Annotated in this window: 18 protein-coding genes; 8 read left to right on the top strand and 10 right to left on the bottom strand. The window is 60.3% G+C overall.

Annotated features, from left to right (window positions below; genetic code table 11):
• Positions 1-109: 109 nt before the first annotated feature.
• Both BK667_RS13915 and BK667_RS13910 read right to left on the bottom strand, forming a co-directional pair.
• Entirely contained in the window at positions 110-544 is a 435-nt protein-coding gene (locus BK667_RS13915) for a hypothetical protein (protein ID WP_123598016.1), read from the bottom strand.
• A 104-nt stretch (positions 545-648) separates the two neighbouring features.
• On the bottom strand, positions 649-1,563 hold the full coding sequence (locus BK667_RS13910; RefSeq protein WP_123597943.1) for a LysR family transcriptional regulator: 915 nt from the start codon (positions 1,561-1,563) through the stop codon (positions 649-651).
• A gap of 95 nt (positions 1,564-1,658) precedes the next feature.
• Between BK667_RS13910 and BK667_RS13905 the strand changes: the two genes are divergently transcribed.
• Positions 1,659-2,669, top strand: a complete 1,011-nt coding sequence (locus tag BK667_RS13905) for an MBL fold metallo-hydrolase (protein ID WP_123597942.1) — start codon at positions 1,659-1,661, stop codon at positions 2,667-2,669.
• Between the two features lie 62 nt (positions 2,670-2,731).
• Here BK667_RS13905 and BK667_RS13900 read toward each other — a convergent pair whose 3' ends face one another.
• Both BK667_RS13900 and BK667_RS13895 read right to left on the bottom strand, forming a co-directional pair.
• Positions 2,732-3,505, bottom strand: coding sequence for an L-iditol 2-dehydrogenase (locus tag BK667_RS13900; RefSeq protein WP_123597941.1), 774 nt, complete (start codon positions 3,503-3,505; stop codon positions 2,732-2,734).
• An 82-nt stretch (positions 3,506-3,587) separates the two neighbouring features.
• Positions 3,588-4,898 (bottom strand): ABC transporter substrate-binding protein, encoded by a 1,311-nt coding sequence (locus BK667_RS13895; RefSeq protein ID WP_123597940.1) that lies wholly within the window; start codon positions 4,896-4,898, stop codon positions 3,588-3,590.
• A gap of 244 nt (positions 4,899-5,142) precedes the next feature.
• On the opposite strand from BK667_RS13895, the gene BK667_RS13890 reads away from it, so the two are divergent.
• Positions 5,143-6,033 carry a helix-turn-helix domain-containing protein gene (locus tag BK667_RS13890; protein ID WP_123508169.1) on the top strand — a complete coding sequence of 297 codons (891 nt, stop codon included), beginning with the start codon at positions 5,143-5,145 and terminating at the stop codon, positions 6,031-6,033.
• 4 nt (positions 6,034-6,037) lie between these two features.
• On the opposite strand, the gene BK667_RS13885 is transcribed toward BK667_RS13890, so the two are convergent.
• Both BK667_RS13885 and BK667_RS13880 read right to left on the bottom strand, forming a co-directional pair.
• A complete protein-coding gene (locus tag BK667_RS13885) occupies positions 6,038-6,841 on the bottom strand; it encodes a putative hydro-lyase (protein WP_123597939.1) in 804 nt (267 codons plus the stop codon).
• Between the two features lie 90 nt (positions 6,842-6,931).
• On the bottom strand, positions 6,932-7,879 hold the full coding sequence (locus tag BK667_RS13880; protein ID WP_123597938.1) for a LysR family transcriptional regulator: 948 nt from the start codon (positions 7,877-7,879) through the stop codon (positions 6,932-6,934).
• Positions 7,880-8,141: 262 nt separating this feature from the next.
• On the opposite strand from BK667_RS13880, the gene BK667_RS13875 reads away from it, so the two are divergent.
• Positions 8,142-9,383, top strand: a complete 1,242-nt coding sequence (locus BK667_RS13875; RefSeq protein WP_123597937.1) for an OprD family porin — start codon at positions 8,142-8,144, stop codon at positions 9,381-9,383.
• 51 nt (positions 9,384-9,434) lie between these two features.
• Here the strand turns inward: BK667_RS13875 and BK667_RS13870 are convergent, their stop codons facing one another.
• Together BK667_RS13870 and BK667_RS13865 are read right to left on the bottom strand one after the other, a co-directional pair.
• Complete coding sequence (locus BK667_RS13870) at positions 9,435-10,223, bottom strand: transporter substrate-binding domain-containing protein (RefSeq protein WP_123597936.1); 789 nt, start codon at positions 10,221-10,223, stop codon at positions 9,435-9,437.
• A 57-nt stretch (positions 10,224-10,280) separates the two neighbouring features.
• A complete protein-coding gene (locus BK667_RS13865) occupies positions 10,281-11,252 on the bottom strand; it encodes an NAD-dependent epimerase/dehydratase family protein (RefSeq protein ID WP_123597935.1) in 972 nt (323 codons plus the stop codon).
• 91 nt (positions 11,253-11,343) lie between these two features.
• Between BK667_RS13865 and BK667_RS13860 the strand changes: the two genes are divergently transcribed.
• The gene (locus tag BK667_RS13860; protein ID WP_123597934.1) at positions 11,344-12,234 is read left to right on the top strand and encodes a LysR family transcriptional regulator; all 891 of its coding nucleotides are present in this window, start codon (positions 11,344-11,346) and stop codon (positions 12,232-12,234) included.
• On the opposite strand, the gene BK667_RS13855 is transcribed toward BK667_RS13860, so the two are convergent.
• Both BK667_RS13855 and BK667_RS13850 read right to left on the bottom strand, forming a co-directional pair.
• The gene (locus BK667_RS13855; protein WP_123597933.1) at positions 12,227-12,934 is read right to left on the bottom strand and encodes a cupin domain-containing protein; all 708 of its coding nucleotides are present in this window, start codon (positions 12,932-12,934) and stop codon (positions 12,227-12,229) included. The two genes, BK667_RS13860 and BK667_RS13855, sit on opposite strands and share 8 nt — an antisense overlap.
• Positions 12,935-12,974: 40 nt before the next feature.
• On the bottom strand, positions 12,975-13,820 hold the full coding sequence (locus tag BK667_RS13850) for a GNAT family N-acetyltransferase (RefSeq protein ID WP_123597932.1): 846 nt from the start codon (positions 13,818-13,820) through the stop codon (positions 12,975-12,977).
• A gap of 242 nt (positions 13,821-14,062) precedes the next feature.
• Here BK667_RS13850 and BK667_RS13845 point away from each other — a divergent pair, with 242 nt between their 5' ends.
• The 4 genes from BK667_RS13845 (at position 14,063) to BK667_RS13825 (ending at position 19,685) form a co-directional block, all read left to right on the top strand.
• On the top strand, positions 14,063-15,535 hold the full coding sequence (locus BK667_RS13845; RefSeq protein WP_123597931.1) for an aldehyde dehydrogenase family protein: 1,473 nt from the start codon (positions 14,063-14,065) through the stop codon (positions 15,533-15,535).
• Positions 15,536-15,995: 460 nt separating this feature from the next.
• Complete coding sequence (locus BK667_RS13835; RefSeq protein ID WP_123597930.1) at positions 15,996-16,664, top strand: haloacid dehalogenase type II; 669 nt, start codon at positions 15,996-15,998, stop codon at positions 16,662-16,664.
• Between the two features lie 25 nt (positions 16,665-16,689).
• Positions 16,690-17,964 (top strand): NAD(P)/FAD-dependent oxidoreductase, encoded by a 1,275-nt coding sequence (locus BK667_RS13830; RefSeq protein ID WP_123597929.1) that lies wholly within the window; start codon positions 16,690-16,692, stop codon positions 17,962-17,964.
• An 83-nt stretch (positions 17,965-18,047) separates the two neighbouring features.
• Positions 18,048-19,685, top strand: coding sequence for an ABC transporter substrate-binding protein (locus BK667_RS13825; RefSeq protein WP_123597928.1), 1,638 nt, complete (start codon positions 18,048-18,050; stop codon positions 19,683-19,685).
• The last annotated feature ends 7 nt before the right edge of the window (positions 19,686-19,692 follow it).

Here is a 19,692-nt window from a genome sequence, read left to right as displayed (position 1 = left end):
GGGTATTTCAGAGAGTCTGAGCAGCAGTTTGCTCAGTCAAAACAGGCCAAAGAGTTGGCGCACCTGCACAGAGCAGGTGCGCTTTTATTTGCGGATAATTCAACGATAATCAGGCAGCCAGTTGTTGCTGCAGTTGCAGATTCCCGTCAACGTCCTTGACCAAACCACTGGCCAGAAAGAGCGGCTGCAGGCGCTTGTGCAATGGCGGTTCGACAAACTCCTTCACGGTCGCCAGCACCAGATTCCCGTACACCTCCAACTCTGCTTTGGTATACGACAGCCAGGCTTTCTTCAGCACCATCAGCACATCGCTACCGGCGGTGGACGCGAAGCGGCGGTGAACCACTTGCCCCTCAAGATCGAAGGTGTGCTGGTACTCATAACCGCTTTCATCGCCCTGTTTTTCGACACAACGAATGCAAGTGCATTGACCGTCGCCGAAGGCCACGCGAAGATAGCTGTTGAAGTCCACGACGGGCTTGAGCCCCAGGCGTTTATCATCGACTGCGAACAAATCCCCGGTCATTTTCTCTTCAGTACTCAACGTCAAATTCCCCTCAGTCATACGGCGTATTTTCACAGCGCTGCACAATACCAGCCGGATCGGCCCTGCGGGTACTTTCCAGGCCGATGGCACGGTATGCCGGCTCAGCCTTTTCCCTGGTTCGCCGCACACACAAAATGCTCGCGCAGCCAATGATGCGCCGGATCTTCATGGGATCTCGGGTGCCAGGCCATGGCGACATCGAACGCTGGCAAATGGAAGGGCAGGGGCAAGATATCCAGGCCGGTGGCGTACCGTTGCAGCAGGCGATCAGGCAGCGTCGCTACACAGTCGGTATCCCCGAGCACGAGGGGAATCTGATTGTATCCGGCAACGGTCAGTGCCACGTGGCGCTCACGGCCCAGGCTTTCCAGCGTGCTGTCTACACTGCTTTTGAACTGACCTTCCTGGGAAACCATGACGTGAGTGAGCGTGCAGTACTCATCAAGATCAGGATTTTCCGTGCCTCGGGGATGCCCTTTGCGTTGGGCCAACCGGAAGGTGTCTTGCAGCAGGAATCTGGACTTCAATGCCTCGGGCACCTGCCGAGTGAGGCCGACATACAGATCTATCTCACCTTTTTCCATCCGGTACGTCAGGCTCGCTTCAATCGGTGTCACGAAACTCAGGCGTATGCCGGGTGCCTGGTGCGCCAGGATCGACTGCGCGACGGTCAGCCCCACCAGAGTAAAAATATTGTCATTCACGGCCACCACAAAATCGCGCCTGGCCGTGAGCGGCTTGAAGTCTTCGCTCCATGCGACGGCGCCTTGAAGATCCAGCAAAGCCTGATGCAGGCGCGGCGCAATGGCCAGCGCCCGGTCAGTCGGCACCATGCCCCGGCCTGCTTCAGACGGGACCAGAAGCGGGTCATCGAACAGATCCCTCAACCGACCCAGTTGCGTGGAGAGCGCCGGTTGGCTGATGTTCAACCGTTTGGCCGCACGGGTGACATTCTGCTCTTCAAGTAGCGCATTCAATGAAATCAGCAAAGGGAGGTCCGAACGCCGGATATCCATATTCGAAATACCTCGTATAGGGAGATGTAACTCACGGCCCCGACTATGAGGCATTAGGGTTGGTATTGAACTGATGTTGTCTTATGGAGTGACCTATGCGAGTGAACAGCTTTTTCGTCTCGAGTGCGTTGGCGGTGTCGATAGCGCTGGTTGGCGTCTTTTCTTCAGGTGCCGATGCCGCGACCGAAGCGCAGGTGGCGCCTGCGCTGGCTGGCGCGCAAGTTCGTGCCCAAGCCCCCGGCGTCTATCGTTACCGGGTAGGCGATTTTCAGGTGACGGCACTGTCCGATGGGACGGTGCCACAGGATCTGCACGCGCTGCTGACCAACACCACTCCCGCTGAAACGGACGGCTTGCTCAAGAATGCCTTTTTGTCCAATCCGGCTGAAGTGTCGATCAATGCCTTCTTGATCGATACCGGCAGCAGACTTGTCCTGGTCGATACCGGCTCTGGAGCATTGTTCGGTCCGGGCAAGGGCGGCAAGCTGCTCGGCAGTTTGAAAGCGGCGGGGTATGCGCCAGAGCAGATCAACGACATCTTGCTCACCCATATCCACACCGATCACAGCGGCGGCCTGGTGAGCGAAGGGCAGTTGGTTTTCCCGAAGGCTACCGTTCACGTGGGTAAGCCTGATGTGGATTTGTTCCTCGATCCGGCGAACATCCATGGGGTTAACGGCTACGACAAGCGCTATTTCGAGGAGGCGGTGAAAACCGTCGGGCCCTATGTCAAAGCGGGGAAGGTTGTGCCATTCAATGGCGTAACCGAACTGTTCCCGGGCGTCAAAGCGATTCCGACACCGGGCCATACGCCTGGCCATAGCTTCTACCGGTTCGAAAGCAAGGGTGAGTCCATCGAGTTTATCGGTGACATCGTCCACGTCGCGTCGGTGCAGTTTCCTAAACCGAAAATCACCATTGTTTACGATGTCGCGCCTAAAGAAGCCGCGGCCCAGCGTGAAAAACAGTTCGCCAGTGCCGCCTCGCAACGTGAGCTGGTGGCAGGCGCGCATCTTCCATTCCCGGGCCTGGGGCATATTCGGGCTGAAGGCGAGGGTGGTTTCACGTTTGTTCCGGTTGATTTTCGTGATCGGGATCAACCTTAATTTTCTTCGGACACGCAAACGCCACTCAATGAGTGGCGTTTTTTTGGTCCCCTATTTCGGGGTCAACTCAACCAATTGCCGCCATCGACGTTATAGGTCTGCGCCACGATGTAATCACTTTCTGCCGACGCCAGGAAGATCGCCATGCCGACCAGATCATCTGCGGTCGCCATGCGCCCAAACGGCACTTCATCACCGACCAGTTTTTTCTTTTCTCCGAGCGGACGATTTTCGTACTTGGCGAACAACGCATCGACGCCGTCCCAATGCTCACCGTCCACCACGCCGGGGGCGATGGCGTTCACGTTGATGCCATGCTTGATCAGGTTCAGCCCCGCCGATTGCGTAAGACTGATCACCGCCGCTTTGGTCGCGCAATACACCGCCACCAACGCTTCGCCCCGGCGCCCGGCCTGGCTGGCCATGTTGATGATTTTGCCGCCATGACCCTGACTGATCATTTGCCGGGCGGCGGCCTGCAGCGTGAATAGAGTGCCTGCAACGTTGATCGAGAACAGGCGTTCGTAGCTGTCGCGAGAGATCTCAGTAATGGGGGCGAGATCAAACAGCGCTGCGTTGTTGATCAGGATATCCAGCTTGCCGACTGTCGCGACGACGGCTGCGATTGCGCCGTCTATCGACGCCTGATTCGTCACGTCCATCTCGACCGCATAGGCATTCGGGCCCAGCTCGGCCGCCGTGGCTCGGGCCTGTTGCAGGTTGATGTCGGCAATCGCCACGGTCGCGCCTTCGTGGATATAGGCTTGGGCGAACGCCCGGCCAATGCCTCGGGCGGAACCGGTGATGAGGGTGCTTTTTCCTTCCAGGCGTTTCATTTTCTTCTCCGTTTGTTGGAGCCAGGGGCGGGTCTATAAATCCAGTGTGGGAGCGGGCTTGCTCCCACAAGGGATGCGCTGATTACTTGGGATACCCGGCACGCTTCATTTCGCGTTCGGTATTTTGTTGGGCGCTGGCCAAGGCCTGTTCGACCGACATCTGCCCGGTGAGCGCGGCGGACAATTGCTTGCCCACCGAGGTACCGATGGCCTGGAACTCGGGAATGGTCACGTACTGGATGCCGACGTAAGGCACAGGCTGCATGGACGGGTGCGCCGGGTCGGCGTTTTGCATCATCTGCAACGTGACTTTGGCGAACGGCGCGGCCTGCAAGTAGGCGTCGCTGTAGGTGGACATCCGCGTACCCGGCGGCACGTTGGCGATGCCATCCTTCTCGGCGACCAATTGGATGTATTCCTTGGAGGTCGCCCAGGTCACAAAGGCTTTGGCCGCCTCTTTGTGTTGAGAGCTGGTGGGAATTGCCAGCGACCAGGCATAGAGCCAGGACGAGCCCTTGTCCGTGACCTGTGTCGGCGCCGCCACAAAGCCGACTTTATCCGCGACATTACTCTGGGTTTTGTCGGTGATGAAGGAACCTGCAACGCTGGCATCGACCCACATCGCGCATTTGCCGCTGTTGAACAGCGCCAGGGTTTCGTTGAAGCCGTTGCTCGACACACCGGGTGGGCCGTAGCGCTTCAGCGTATCGACGTAGAAGTTGGCGGCGGCGGTCCACTCTGGCCCGGTCAGTTGTGGTCGCCATTGTTCGTCAAACCAACGCGCACCGAAGGCGTTGGCCATGGTCGAGAGCAACGCGATGTTCTCACCCCAACCGGCCTTGCCCCGCAGGCACATGCCGTATTGCTCTTTGTCCGGGTGGTGCAGCTTGCCGGCGAACTCGCCGAGTTGGGTCCAGGTCGGGTGCTCGGGCATGTTCAGCCCGGCGTCCTTGAACAGGTCGGTGCGGTAATAAGTGATCGTGCTTTCGCCATAGAACGGCAGGGCATAGAGCGTGTCGTTGACCGAAAGCCCCTGGCGAACCGAAGGGAAGATGTCGTCGAGGTCGTAGCCGGCGGGCAAATCATTCATCGGTTCCAGCCAGTGTTTGGCACCCCACAACGGCGTCTCGTAAGTGCCGATGGTCAACACATCGAATTGACCGCCCTGGGTGGCAATGTCAGTGGTCAGGCGCTGGCGCAGGACGTTCTCCTCCAGCACCACCCAATTGAGCTTGATGTCCGGGTGCGCGGCCTCGAAGGTTTTCGACAGCTTTTGCATGCGGATCATGTCGCTGTTGTTGACGGTGGCGATGGTGACGGTGTCGGCCGCCTGGGCGAGCAGGGCGAAGGAAAAACCGGCGGACAGAAAAAGTGCGTTGGGCAATAGCTTCATCGTGTTCTCCGCTCTGCAGCGTGGGCAGCAGAATCTTTTATTGTTGTAATCCGGGATGGCGAAGCGATTACAACAGCTGCCCAACGGCCTCACAAATGAATGGCGCACGCCCCACTGATACTTTTTTAACCGCTCGTACGCGCGGCAAAAAAGTATCAGTCGTCGCCCATCATTGCGCTAGGCAACCCATACGCCTTAGTGTGAATCTTGCTTGACCTACAAGAATAAGAAGGACTCGACAGTGATGAGCCATTACGCCACTGCGGACAAACAGCCCGCCCTCGAAGTCATTCTCAACGAGCCACAACACAGCTTTCGTTGGTATCAGCATGACTATCCCTTCGACCTGGCGCGCTGGAATCATCATCCCGAGTTCGAAATTCACCTGATCCGCGAAGGCAATGGTCGGCTGTTGGCGGGGGATTACATCGGCCTGTTCGAGGCTGGCCATGTGGCGCTGATCGGCCCCGGGTTGCCGCACGACTGGATCAGCGATCTGGGCAAAGGCGAGGTGATTGCCGGCCGTGACGTGGTGTTGCAGTTCGACGGCCAGGCGCTGATGCAGCTACGTAATCTGGTGCCCGAACTCAATGAATTGCAAAGCCTGTTCCGCCAAGCGGCCCAAGGCATCGAGTTCAGCGGTGCGACCCGCAAGAAAGCCGCCGAGTTTCTTGAACAGATCGGCCAGAGCCAGGGGTTTGAGCGGTTGTGCCTGTTTCTGTCGTTGCTGCAACTGTTGGCCTCGGCGCCGGAAAGCCAAAGAAAGACCCTCGCCAGCCTGCAATATGCGCCGATGCTCGACGCCTTGACGGCCCAGCGCATGAGCATCGTCTTTGACTACATTCTTAACGACCTCGCCGAGGAACTGCGCCTGTCCGTCATCGCCCAGCGTCTGGAAATGAGCGAACCGGCGTTCTCCAAGTTCTTCAAACGCGCCACCGGTCACACCTTCGTCGACCTGACCCGCAAGCTGCGGGTCCAGCGGGCCTGCCGTTTACTGGCGCAAAGCAGCCTGAGCGTTGCGAATATCTGCTTCGAAGTCGGCTATGCCAACCTGTCGAACTTCAACCGGCACTTTCGTCATGAAATGCAGGAGACGCCCAGCGAATATCGGCAACGGTTGCAGGCAGGTTGAAGCATCACACCGCGCTGTTCCATAAATCCGTCACCAGCATGCAGCCCGGCGCATGGGTGATGCACAGTGGTGGACGCGAGGCTTGCACCACGGATTGAGGCGTCACCCCGCAGGCCCAGAACACCGGAATTTCATCGGCGGTGATCGGTACCGCATCGCCGTAATCCGGGGTGTCCAGCGAATGAATACCGATCAGCGACGGATCGCCGATGTGCACCGGGGCACCGTGGACGTTGGGCATGCGCGCAGTGATCTGAATCGCCTGAATCGCTGCGGCGGCTTTCATCGGCCGCATGCTCACCACCAATTTGCCGCCGAGGCGCGCGGTAGGGCGGGTGTCGATGTTGGTCTGGTACATGGCGACATTGCGCCCCAGATCGATGTGCTTGAGGGCGATGCCGGCGTCCAGCAGCGATTGTTCGAAGGAGAACGAACAGCCGATGGCGAAGGCCACCAGATCGTCTTGCCACAGGGATTCGATGTCCAGCGGCTCGTCGCTCAATTCGCCATGGCGATACACCCGATAGCGCGGCACATCATGGCGAATGTCGATGGCGGTGCCGAGGTTGCGAAAAAACGGATCCCCCGGCTCGGTGACGTCAAGCAGCGGACAGGCCTGACGATTGAGGGTGCAGTAGCGCAGGAACTCGTTGGCCCAATCGCTGGGCAGAATCACGATATTGGCCTGCACCCGGCCCTGGCCGAGGCCGCTGGTGTGGCCCTGATAGTGTCCGGCGGCGATGCTTTGGCGCAGGGCCAGCGGGGCGCGCTGTTGTAATTGTTCGAAGGACAGGGCGGGTTGATTCATCAAGGCATCTCCACAGGTTCGTGGGTCTTTTTAGAAAACCGTGGCGATGGCGTCCAACAAGGAATGTTGTTGCCCCCAGACAACTAAAAGTTATTCGAGGGGCCGTCGACTGTTCAGACCGGGTGCCGCGACCATGCGTTGCGGGCCGACATCAATCGCATATTGGCCGACCACCTGGCGGCTCATATCAACGATGCTTTCGATCAGTTCCAGGCCGACGCCGGCGCGCCACGAGGCCACGACATCCAGTTGCGGCAGGCCGGTGCCAGGCTCCAGCTGAATCAACTCGCCGCTGGCCAGGGGCTTGGCCACCAGCGCCGCTGGCAAGGCGCCAATGCCGAAGCCGTCGCGAATCAGCCGGGTCATGGCCGACACCGAGTTGACGCAACTGACCCGTGGCGCGGTGATGCCATGGGCGTGCAACAGGTTGAGCACGTCTTGATGCGGCCGCGAGTGTTTGACGAAGGTGATGATGCGTTCACTGGCCATGTCGATCAGCGAGGCATAGGGCCGGGCATAGATTGAGTTGCTGGCGGCGATCCAGTGCATGGGGTAGTGCGCCAGTTCGAGGTTGCGCACGCTTTCGTGGCGGATCAGGTCGGTCTGGAACACGATGTCCAGATAGCCCTTTTGCAGTTGTTCGCAGAGATTGCGCGCGGCGTCGGCGGTGATTTCGATTTCCACTGCGGGGAACGTCTGCATCAGGGTCGACATCAACGGGCTGAGCCAAGTGTGGATCACCGTGTCCATCACACCGATGCGCACCAGGCCCTGCTGCGGGCTGGTGTTGTCCAGCGAGTGCTTCAACGCGCGCTGAACCTCAAGCATTTGCTCGGCATAGTCGAGCACCTTCAGCCCTTCAGGCGTCAGCGAAACCCCGCGCGAGTCTCGCACGAACAGGCGCAGGCCCAACTCGTCTTCCAGCGCGGCGATCCGGCTGGAGATCGCGGCCTGGGTGCTGAACATTTTCTCGGCGGTCAGGCTGAAGCTTTGCAGGCGGGCGACCCAGACGAAGGTTTCGAGGAATTTGAGGTTCATGGCGGCACTCTTGGTGTTTGTGGTTCTTATGAAGAGGACTGGTTGCAATTGTTACTCCATAGTCGGCCATTGAGCGCATCAAATTTTCTTATGCCTGACCTCGCTTTTTTCCCGTTTGACGCCGCCGTGCCCCGACCCGAAGAATCCGCTCCCGACGCAGGTCATTGCGTCCGCTCCCCCGCGACAACTTCATAAAAACAATATCGGACGCGACCGCCACGCCCCCGAGCAGGCTCGCTCGTGTCCGCAAAAGGAGCTTGGCATGCGCCATTTCAATTCCACCTATCGGTTGTATACCCCGGTCGGCACTTTGCTCGGCTTGAGCCTGATCGCGGTGCCCAGCGCCCAGGCGGACTTCATCGCTGACAGCAAAGGCAGCCTGGAAGCCCGTAACTTCTACTTCAACCGGGATTTCCGCCAGGACGGTTCACGGGACAAAGCCGAGGAGTGGGCCCAGGGTTTTCTGTTGCGCATGGAATCCGGCTACACCGCCGGCACCCTGGGTTTTGGCCTGGACGCCTTGGGCATGGCGGGTTTTAAACTGGATTCCGGTGGCGGTACAGCAGGCACCAATTTGCTGCCGCCGGATTTATCGGGCGGCTCGCAGGATCAATATGGCGAACTGGGCCTGACCGCCAAAGTGCGCTTGTCCAACAGCACGTTGAAACTGGGAACATTGCAGATCAAGGACCCGGTGGTGAGTTCCAACGACACCCGCCTTTTACCGGGGACGTTCAAGGGTGGATTGCTGAGCGTGCAGGAAATCAACCGGTTGAAACTGAGCGCCGGGCAATTCACCCAGATCAACGTTGTCGACTCCACCGACTACCAGGACATGACCGCCAACCGAATCGGCGGCAGCAGTGACAAGTTCCAGTTCGCCGGGGCGGACTATCAGTTCCTGCCCAGCCTCACGGCGCAATACCGTTACGGCAAACTGGAAAACATCTACCAGCAAAATTACCTCGGGTTCGTTCACGCGCTGGACCTGGGTTCCGGTCAATCGCTGAAGAGCGACGTGCGCTATGCCCGCAGCGCTGAAGACGGCAACTTTCGCAAGATTGATAACCAGGCGTTCGGGGCGCTGTTTACCTATAGCCTCGGCGGCCATGCACTGGGGTTCGGCTACCAGCGCATGAGTGGCGACGATCCGTTTCCGTACATCGGTCGTAGCGATCCGTACCTGATCAACTTCGTGCAGATCGGCGACTTCGCTAACATCGATGAACACTCCTGGCAGGCCCGCTATGACTACAACTTCGCCGCTCTCGGTGTGCCGGGATTGACCTTTATGACCCGTTACATTTCCGGCGACAACGTGCAGCGCAGTGCGCCGGGGGAGGGCAAAGAGTGGGAGCGCAACACCGATATCGCCTACGTGGTGCAGGACGGCACGTTGAAAGGGTTGGGGTTTAAATGGCGTAACGCATCGGTGCGCTCGAACTTCGGCAATGACCTGGATGAGAATCGGCTGATCGTCAGCTATACGGTGGGGCTTTGGTAAACCTGCGCATAAACAACGCCACTCATTGAGTGGCGTAGTTGTGTGCGTTCATTATTGGCCAGGCACCGCCAACCACTCGCCAACCACTTTCTGATAATTCCCGGTCACCTTGCTCAGGTGCAGCCACTGATCAACATACTGCTTCCACGTCACGTCATCGCGCGGCAGCAGATACGCCTTCTCGCCATATTGGAAATACTGGCTCGGATTCACCGCACACAACCCAGGCTTGAGTTTCTGCTGGTACAGCGCCTCGGACGCGTCGGTAATCATCACGTCAGCTTTCTTGTCCAGCAGCGCCTGGAACAGCGTCACATTGTCGTGCAGCATCAACTGCGCCTTGGGCAGGAAGGCATGGACAAACGCTTCATTGGTGCCACCGGCCGGTTCAATCAGCCGCACTGACGGCTGGTTGATCTGCTCGATGGTCTGGTAACGCGCCTGATCTTCGCAGCGCACCAGCGGCACCTTGCCATCGACGTCCAGCGTGCTGCTGAAGAAGGCTTTTTTCTGCCGCTCCAGCGTCACAGAAATCCCGCCCATCGCGATGTCGCATTTGCCCGCCACTAGGTCGGGCATCAGGGTTTTCCAGGTAGTCTGTTCCCATTTCACCTTGGCGCCCAGGCTGTCAGCCAGTGAACGGGCCATCGCGATGTCGATACCTTCGTACTCGCCGCTTTCATTTTTGTAGGTGTAGGGCTTGTAGTCGCCGGTGGTGCACACCGTCAGCACACCTTGCTGGATGACGCTGTCCAGGTGCGACGGTGTTTCCTGTGCCTGCACGCCCCAGGGCAGGGCGAGCAGTCCACAGAGGATCAGCGTATGGTTTTTGTTTTTCATCGGTTAAGCGCTCACTTTCAAATCCTATGAGAGGTGCGCCGAGTATCGCTGAAAGCTTCACGGATTGGGCAGTGAAAGACAGCCCAAACCTTTCAGGGTGGCTTCGACCGCTTGCTCCAGCGGTGTGTGCGGCTCCGCCCCGAGCACCGCCAGCAAACGACGGTTGTCCATGCGCAAGGGCTGCTGCCACAGGTAGCGCATCTCCAATAGCTCACGCAACGTGGTCACGAAAGGCGAGACCAGGCGCGCCAGCCACCACGGAAAGGCGCGCATTTTCGCCTGTCCACCATCGCGTTCGACACAGCGGGCGATGGCGGTCGCGATCTGTGTGCCATCGGCGTCCCAATACCCGGCCATATGGAAGTTCGAGAAGGGTGCCAGGCGCTCCCGATGGCTGAGCAGTTGCACCATAGTCTGCGCGACATCCGGCAAATAAGCCCATTGATGACCGACGCCGGGATCGCTCGGCAGGTTGATGCGCTTCACCGCGTGCCCAGGTTTGATCATCCCCTGGGAAAACCAACTGTTGCCGGCCCGTGGACCAAAAAAATCGCCGCTGCGTAGCACAATCGCCCGCGCGCCTTGCTGCGTTGCGGCGTGCAATCGTTGTTCGAGCTGGACGCGGATCTGGCCTTTGCGGGTCAGTGGATGCTGGGGTGAATCCTCAGTCAGCCGTGGGAAGGCGTCCGGGCCGAAGTTGTAGACCGTGCCGGGCAACACAATCGTGGCGCCTTCCTTCAGGGCTGCGGCGATGGTGTTGTCCATCATCGGCAACACCCATTCATTCCAGCGACGATAGCCGGGCGGATTCACCGCGTGGACCAGCACGCTGCAACCTTGAGCGGCGCGCATGACGTCATCGCGATTCAACGCATCGCCGCGCAGATAGACAATCCCCTCGCGGGTTTCGCTGCTGTGCGCGAGCCCGCGTTGCAGCGCCTGGACTTGCCATCCTGCGTCGCGCAACTGGCGGGCCACTTCGCCGCCGATGCCTCCTGTTGCACCCAGTACCAAAACCTTCTGCGTCATATCACCGTCTCCCAAGTCAGAGATCGATTCTGATCTCGCACGAGGGATGAAAGAAATTGCTGAATATCCATCACCAACTATACATTTATGTATGACTAAAAATATCGGTTGGGAACTCTATCGAAGCTTTCTGGCGGTGCTGACCCACGGCTCGCTGTCGGCTGCCGCACGGGCGCTGGGCATTACTCAGCCTACGGTGGGTCGCCACGTGGCTGAACTGGAAGCCTCGTTCAAACAGACGTTGTTCACTCGCTCAAGAACGGGTTTGATGCCGACCGAAGCGGCGTTGACCTTGCGCAGTTACGCCGAGGCCATGCACAGCAATGCGGCCGCCCTGGAGCGGGCGATGGCCGGGCAGGGGCAAACGACCGGCGGCACGGTGCGCGTGACCGCCAGTGAAGTGATTGCCGTGGAAGTGCTGCCGCCGGCATTGGCACGGCTGCGGGAGGCGCATCCGCAGCTCACCATTGAACTGGTGGCCACCAACCGCGTGCAGGATTTATTGCAACGCGAAGCCGACATCGCCGTGCGCATGACCGCGCCGAAACAGGAGCAACTCATCGCCCGCAGTGTTGGCAACGTCAAGATCGGGCTCCACGCCCAGGCCGATTACCTGCACCAGTTCGGCACGCCGCAAGGACCGGCAGATCTGGCTCGGCACACATTGATCGGCTTCGACACCGAGACACCGTTCCTGCGCGCCGCCAGCAAGCGCGTGCCAGGCTGGAGCCGCGAAGGCTTTTCGCTGCGCTCCGACAGCGATCTGGCCCAACTCAGCCTGATCCGTGCGGGCGCTGGCATTGGCTTTTGCCAGTCGGCCATTGCCAGGCGTGACGCCCGCCTGGTGCAGGTATTGCCCGAGCACTTCACCTTCCAACTGGATGCCTGGGTCACCATGCATGAAGACCTGCGCAACAGTCCGCGCTGCAAAGTGGTGTTTGATGCCCTGGTCCAGTGTCTGCTGGCGCACACCGCTATTTGACCGCATACACCTTGCGCACATACCGCGTGCTTTTCCACGCACACGGTGCACCTTGGGGCACGAACACGCTGTCGCCGGGGTTGACCGTCACGCTGGAGCCATCCGGTGCGAGCAAGGTCACGCTGCCTTCGATCAGGTGCATCAGTTCATTGAGCTTGTGCGCCCGGCCATGGCGTTCGTAAGGTGTGGAATCCCAAATGCCGACGCGCAGATCGGTGACCGCGTCTTCGAAGGCATTGCGCGACCGGCATTGCGGCGTCGGGCCGATGAGTATTTGCGGTTCCGGCGCCGCTGAAGGCGAGAGCATGGCCAGCGGGTCAAGCAAGGTCAGGCCGGGTGTCGGCGCGACGGTGGCCATGGCACAAAAGGCCCATTGCGTGCCGGGATGCGCCTCGATCCGCAGCGCCGTGCCACGACCGATCACCGCGCTGGCGCCGACCCCCAGTTCCAGTGTCTGCTCCAGGGTTTTCAGCACCACGTGGCCGGCGTGGACCAGCAGTACTTCGGTGTGCGGGAAGTCGTCGAGATCAAACACGGCGCCAGTTTCGACGATGCCGGCAGACACACCATCGCCCCCGGACCAGGCAACCCGGCGAGTGTCCATAAACGGATCTGTCGCACTCAATGGCAACGTTTTGAAAGGCGTGACAACGCGGCTGCCGTCGGCTCGCGCCAACAGCAGAACGGTAGGTTGGGACATACGGGTAACGCTCCAAACGGGTAAAGGAGTTGTCAGGCCATCAGCCGATGGCTTGGGTGACCAGGGCAAACTGAGAGATGCCGTTGGCGGCTTGCGGCGGGGTGCCTCGGGCCATTTGCGCCACGGTGTCGATCTGCTTGAGGCCGACCGCTTCGAGCCAGTCGCTCAAGCCGCAGTCCGCCGGAATGTCGATGCGCACGAAGGTTTCCGGCACCTGGGCCAGCAACACGGCGATCAGGTGTTGCGCTTGTTCGAGGTTTTCGGCGACCACCGGGCCGACGCCGCGACCCCGGCCATAGGGGCGCAACATGGCGAAGGCGCACAACTGGCCGTCACGCTCGATGCCTACCGAAGACTCGATGACATCGAACAGATCCGTGATCACCGTTCGGCGATCCAATCCGGTCCCGGCATTGGCCAGTTCCAGCACCCGCCCCTGATCAGCGTTACGCAGCGGGCGACAGGTTTCACCGTCGGCCAGCGGCTTGGGGTCGGAGGCTTGCGCCAACCCCTGGTGTTGCTGAACCCGACCGAACTCGACAAAGCCCTGGCTGACATACAGCGGTGCGCCGGCAAGGGTCGCATTCAAGATCGGTGTACGTGACTGGCAAGCCTCAAGTGCCAGCTCCATCAGCTTGCGACCGATGCCTTTGCCTTGATAGTCGTCGCTGACAATCACTAGGCCGATGGTAGAGAAATCCCCTTGGGGGCAGGCGAACGCCGTCCCGATCAGGCGCTCGCCATCAAGCGCCACAAAGCCGTCGCTGATCCGCAGCACCATCGCCCAGTCGTCCAGCCGATGGGGCCACTTCAACTGCAAGGACAACCCATGGGCTGCGGTCAGATCGGCATCGGTCATCGGGCGATAAAGGTAAGGGGCGGACATGGCGAGTCTCCGGTCAACAGTGTGCAGGTGCGGCCGGTTTTCCGGCGTGATGGTGCCTGTATCCCATCTGCGTGAAGGGCTGACAAGGGGCTTGCGAACATTCGGCAGATTCCGCGAGGCAGAGGCCGCAAGACCACACTTGCTGCTTATTTGCACCACAAGGTCGGCAGCAAATGCCAGGGCTTTTTTTCTACGATGGAAGCCTGAGTCAACGACTCTCCAGCCCTTATTTGGAGTGCTCCATGGATAGCTTCGATCCTCGTCTTATTGCTGTGCGCAGCGCTCACTTTATCGGCGGCCAATACCGCGATGCTCAACCGGGACTGGAGGTGGTGCGGCCCTCGGACGGTCAGGTGTATGCCGAGTTACCGATTGCCGATGCCAACCTGGTGGATGAGGCCGTCAACAATGCCTGGCAAGCGTTCAACCATAGCGATTGGGCCAGCCGTGCGCCTCGGGAACGGGCGCGAGTGATGCGGCGCTGGGCCGATCTGATCGAAGCGGATGCCGAGATCCTCGCGCCGCTGGAAGCCGTCGGCTCGACCCGCCCGCATAAAGATGTGATCGCCTGGGACATTCCCTACGTCGCTGAAGGCATTCGCTTCTTTGCCGAGTTGGCGGACAAACACGGTGGGCAGGTCGCAGCGACCCAGACTGATCGCCTGGGCATGCAGATCGCCGAACCTTACGGCGTGATCGCGGCCATCGCGCCGTGGAATTTCCCGCTGAGCATGGCCTCCTGGAAAGTCGCCCCGGCACTGGCCGCAGGCAATGCCGTGGTGCTCAAGCCGTCGGAGCTCACACCGTTTTCCAGCCTGCGCTTTGCCGAACTGGCGTTACAGGCGGGGGTTCCGGCGGGGATCTTCAATGTGGTCCAGGGCGATGGGCGCACCACCGGCGACGCGTTATGCCGCCATCCACGGATCGGCAAAGTCACCTTCACCGGTTCCACCGCAACCGGGTCGAGCATCATGTCCACCTGTGCGCTGGTAGGGCCGAAACCGGTGACCCTGGAACTGGGCGGCAAGAGTCCGCAACTGGTGTTCGCCGATATCCCGGACATCGCCAAAACCGCACGCACCGTGGCGCTGGCCATTACCGGTAACGCCGGACAGGTTTGCGTGTCCGGTTCGCGATTGTTGATTCAGCGCTCGATCATGGAACCGTTTATCGCGCACTTGCAGGCGTATTTCGAAGAGCTGCGCCCCGGTCCGACCTGGTCAACCGAGAGCACACTGTCGCCGATCATTTCCCGGCTCCAGGCCAGTCGCATCGACGGTATCGTCCAGCGCTCGCGCCAGGCCGGGGCTGAAGTGTTGACCGGTGGTGGATTATTCGAAGGATTGGGCGGTGCCTACTTCCAACCGACACTGCTGGCTAGCCTCGACAACCACAACCCGGCGGTCTGCGAAGAAATCTTCGGCCCGGTGCTGACGGTGCAGGCGTTCGACGACGAAGAACAGGCGCTGAGCCTGGCCGCCCACGCCACTTATGGCCTGGCGGCGGGTGTGCACACGGCCGACATCAACCGCGCCTTGCGCCTGGTGCGCAAACTGGAAGCGGGCACGGTGTGGGTCAACCGTTACGGGCGCAGTAATGACTACATCCTGCCGACGGGTGGCTACAAGCGCTCGGGCATTGGCAAGGACCTGGGGCGTGAAGCCTTCGAGGCCAACCTGCGCTTCAAAAGCGTGCTGATCGATATCCTCCAATAACCCCACACCCCCTGTGGGAGCGAGCTTGCTCGCGATGAGGCCAGTCCAGCCAACATCAATGTCGCCTGTCAGGCCGCTATCGCGAGCAAGCTCGCTCCCACAGGGTTCTCAGTAGGCTCTATATCACTACCCAAACGGGCGCTTCTTCAGGGAAGCGCCCGTTTTCATTCCGCCCGGCGCAGTTTCTGCGGCCAATCGCGGCACGCGCGGGCCGCACAGGACTATAAAGGTCCATAAGAGCGCACAAATACGGGGTTTGCCCAAGGCTGGAGCGAGCCGCAAAGTCTGCTGAGGGGGGTGGCTAAAACGGTGGTTTGTATCGAGCAGAGGTCGCTTTTAACGCCATCTGCTGATTTCACGGTGTTGTAATGACGGTGTGCTGCAGCGTTGCATCTGAGCCTTACCAACGACGCGAATGCCAGTCACGCCATGACCTCAACGAACTTCAGGACCGCACTCAATGAGCTTTCTTCGCCCCAAATTCATTACGTTCGACTGCTACGGTACGCTGACCAATTTCCACATGGGCACGATGACTCGCGAGCTTTTCGCAGATCGTGTTCCCGCCGGGCAGATGGACCAGTTCGTCAAGGATTTCTCGGCCTATCGCCTGGATCAGGTCATGGGTGACTGGATGCCCTACGACGAAATCCTCAAGACCGCCCTGGCCCGGACCTGCAAGCGTTGGGGCATCGAATACCGCGACGAAGGTCAGCTGTATTACGACGCCGTACCGACCTGGGGCCCGCACCCGGACGTACCGGCAGGCCTGTCGAAAATCGCCGACAAAATCCCCCTGGTGATTTTCTCCAACGCCAGCGACAGCCAGATCATGTCCAACGTCGACAAGCTCGGCGCGCCGTTCCACAAGGTCTTCACCGCTGAACAGGCCCAGGCCTACAAGCCACGTCTGGCGGCGTTCGAATACATGCTCGACAACCTCAACTGCGGCCCGGAAGACATCTTGCATGTGTCCTCCAGCTTCCGTTATGACCTGATGCCGGCCCACGACATGAAGATCAAGAACAAGGCCTTCGTCGCCCGTGGCCACGAAGTGCCAGGCAACGCGTTCTACGGCTATCAGCAGATCACCGATATCGGCGGACTGGCCGCGTTGGTTGGCCTCTGAATCATCAGCGCACAAGGGGTTAGACATGGGCAGTGAATCCTACTGGCTCGACACCGCACCGGCGTTCACCGGTGCTCAGCTCGGCGCATTGCCGGGGCAAGTCGACGTGGCCATCGTCGGTGGCGGTTTTACCGGTTTGGCGGCGGCCCGGGCGTTGGCCCTGAAGGGCGCCAGTGTGGTGGTGCTCGAAGCCGGGCGGGTGATCGGCGAAGCCTCGGGGCGCAACGGTGGCCAGTGCAACACCGGGGTGGCCCAGGATTACGCCGGGCTTAGCGCCAGTCTCGGTGCCGACAAGGCGCGGGCCTATTACCAGGCCTACGAAAGCGCGGTGCAGAGCGTGGTGTCGCTGGTGGAAAAGGAGCAGATCGCCTGCGATCTGATTCGCAATGGCAAGCTCAAACTGGCCGCCAAGCCGATGCACTACGAAGGCCTGGCGCGCACCTGCGAATTGATTCGCAAGGAAGTCGATGCCGAGGTTGAGTTGCTGTCCGCCGAACAGACTCGCGCTGAAGTCAATTCAGCGCAGTTCCACGGTGGCTTGCTGCAACGCAACGGCGTGCAGATGCATGTCGGGCGCTTCGGCGTTGGGTTGGCCGAAGCAGCGGCAAGGCACGGCGCGCTGATCCACCAAGGCACTTCGGTGCTGGATTGGAAAGCCCAGGCCGGCGGCTATCAGGTCAACACCAGCAAGGGTTCGCTGCACGCCGGGCAAGTGTTGCTGGCCACCGGCGCCTGTCAGCACGGCGGTTTGGGCTGGTATCGGCGGCGGATCGTGCCGGTGGGCAGTTTTGTGATTGCCACCGAAGTGCTCTCCAAGGAACTGATCGATCAACTGCTGCCGGGCCGTCGTGCCTATGTCACCAGCCGCATGATCGGCAACTACTTCCGCCTGACCCCGGACAACCGCCTGCTGTTCGGCGGCCGTGCCCGGTTTGCGATGTCCGACAGCGTGAACGACGCCAAAAGCGGCAAGGTGCTGCAAGCCGCGATGATTCAGATGTTCCCGCAGTTGACCAACGTGAAAATCGATTACTGCTGGGGCGGACTGGTGGACATGACCTCCGACCGTTTGCCCCGGGCCGGCCAGCATGGCGGGGTTTATCACTCCATGGGCTATAGCGGCCATGGCGTACAAATGTCGGTGCACATGGGCCAGGTCATGGCCGAAGTGATGGCCGGCAAAGTCGACGCCAACCCCTGGCGCGAACTCGACTGGCCGGCGATCCCCGGGCATTTCGGCAAGCCGTGGTTCCTGCCGTTCGTGGGCGCTTATTACCGTTTCCAGGACTATTTGCATTGAGTTGATGTTGTGGCGTCACCGTCGTTTGCGTTTCAACGCCCCGGACAACCGGAGCCTTCTCCTTCTCGACAGGTACAACTGATATGACTGACAACAAGATCGACTCACCCCTGATTTCCGGCCAGGACAGCCTGCGCGTGTTCGAAGGCCTCAATCGTGGCATGTCGCGCCGTCACGCCCTGCAAATGCTCGGTGTGGCAGGTGTAGCCGCTGCGGGGGCCGGCAGCCTGTTCGGTGCCGCCGGCAAGTTGCTGGCCGATGAGGCCGCGACCCCAGGCAAAGGCAAACCGGGCGGACGGATTCGTGTCGCCGGCATGTCCAGCTCCACCGCCGACACCCTCGACCCGGCCAAAGGCGCGCTGTCCACCGACTACGTGCGCCACTTCATGTTCTACAACGGCCTGACCCGTTTCGACACGCACCTGGTGCCGCAACTGGAACTGGCCGAGCGCATCGACAACACCGACGCGACGCTGTGGACCATCACCCTGCGCAAGGACGTGACCTTCCACAATGGCAAAACCCTCAGCGCCGCCGACGTGGTGTTCTCACTGTCGCGGCACAAGGACCCGCTGACCGGTTCCAAAGTCATGCCGCTGATGGAACAGTTCGCCGAGATCAAGGCCACCGGCACCAACGAAGTGCAGATCCGCCTCAGTGCGCCGAACGCCGAGTTGCCGTCGATCCTCGCCGTGTCGCATCTGTTGATCGTTCCCGAAGGCACCACCGACTTCAACGCCGGTATCGGCACCGGGCCGTTCAAGGTCAAGGAGTTCAAACCGGGCGTGCGCTCGATTGCCGCGCGCAACACCGGCTACTGGAAACCGGGCCTGCCGTACCTCGACGAGATCGAGTTCATCGCGATTGCCGACGAACCGTCCCGGGTCAACGCGCTGCTGTCCGGCGATGTGCACATGATCAACGAGGTCAACCCGCGCTCCACCACCCGGATCAAGGCCAGCGCCAAGCACCGGGTCGTCGATGCGCCGTCGGGCAACTACACTGACTTGATCATTCGTCAGGATCAGATGCCAGGCAAAAGCGCGGAATTCACCCAGGCCATGAAGCACCTGATGGACCGCGAACAGATCAAATCCGCCGTATTCCGTGGCTTTGCCGTGGTCGGTAACGACCATCCGATTGCCCCCGGTTCGCGCTACTACAACGCCGACCTGCCGCAAACCGTCTACGACCCGGAAAAGGCCAAGTTCCTGCTGAAGAAGGCCGGTATGGAAAGCATCAGCATGCCGCTGGTGGCTTCCCCGGCAGCTACTGGATCGGTGGACATCGCCGTGCTGTTGCAGCAATCGGCGAAACAGGCCGGGCTCAAGCTCGACGTCAACCGCTTGCCAAGTGACGGCTACTGGTCCAACCACTGGATGAAGCACCCGCTGAGCTTCGGCAACATCAACCCGCGGCCGAATGCCGACGTGATGTTTTCGCAGTTCTTCCAGTCGAAGGCGCCGTGGAATGAATCCGGTTGGCAGAACGACCAGTTCGACCAGTTGCTGATGCTCGCTCGCGGTGAAACCGACGACGACAAGCGCAGCAAGATGTATGCGGACATGCAAACCCTGGTGCATGACCACAGCGGCATCGGCGTGCCGGTGTTCATCAGCAACATCGACGGCGTCGACCAGCGAATCAAAGGCTACGGCAGCAATCCGCTGGGCGGTTTCATGGGCTACATGTTCGCCGAGCAGGTCTGGCTGGACGCTTGATGGATGG

It is taken from the genome of Pseudomonas frederiksbergensis (assembly GCF_003732705.1).
Classification (GTDB): Bacteria; Pseudomonadota; Gammaproteobacteria; order Pseudomonadales; family Pseudomonadaceae; genus Aquipseudomonas; species Aquipseudomonas frederiksbergensis_F.
This window is presented reverse-complemented; position numbering and strand designations above follow the sequence as displayed.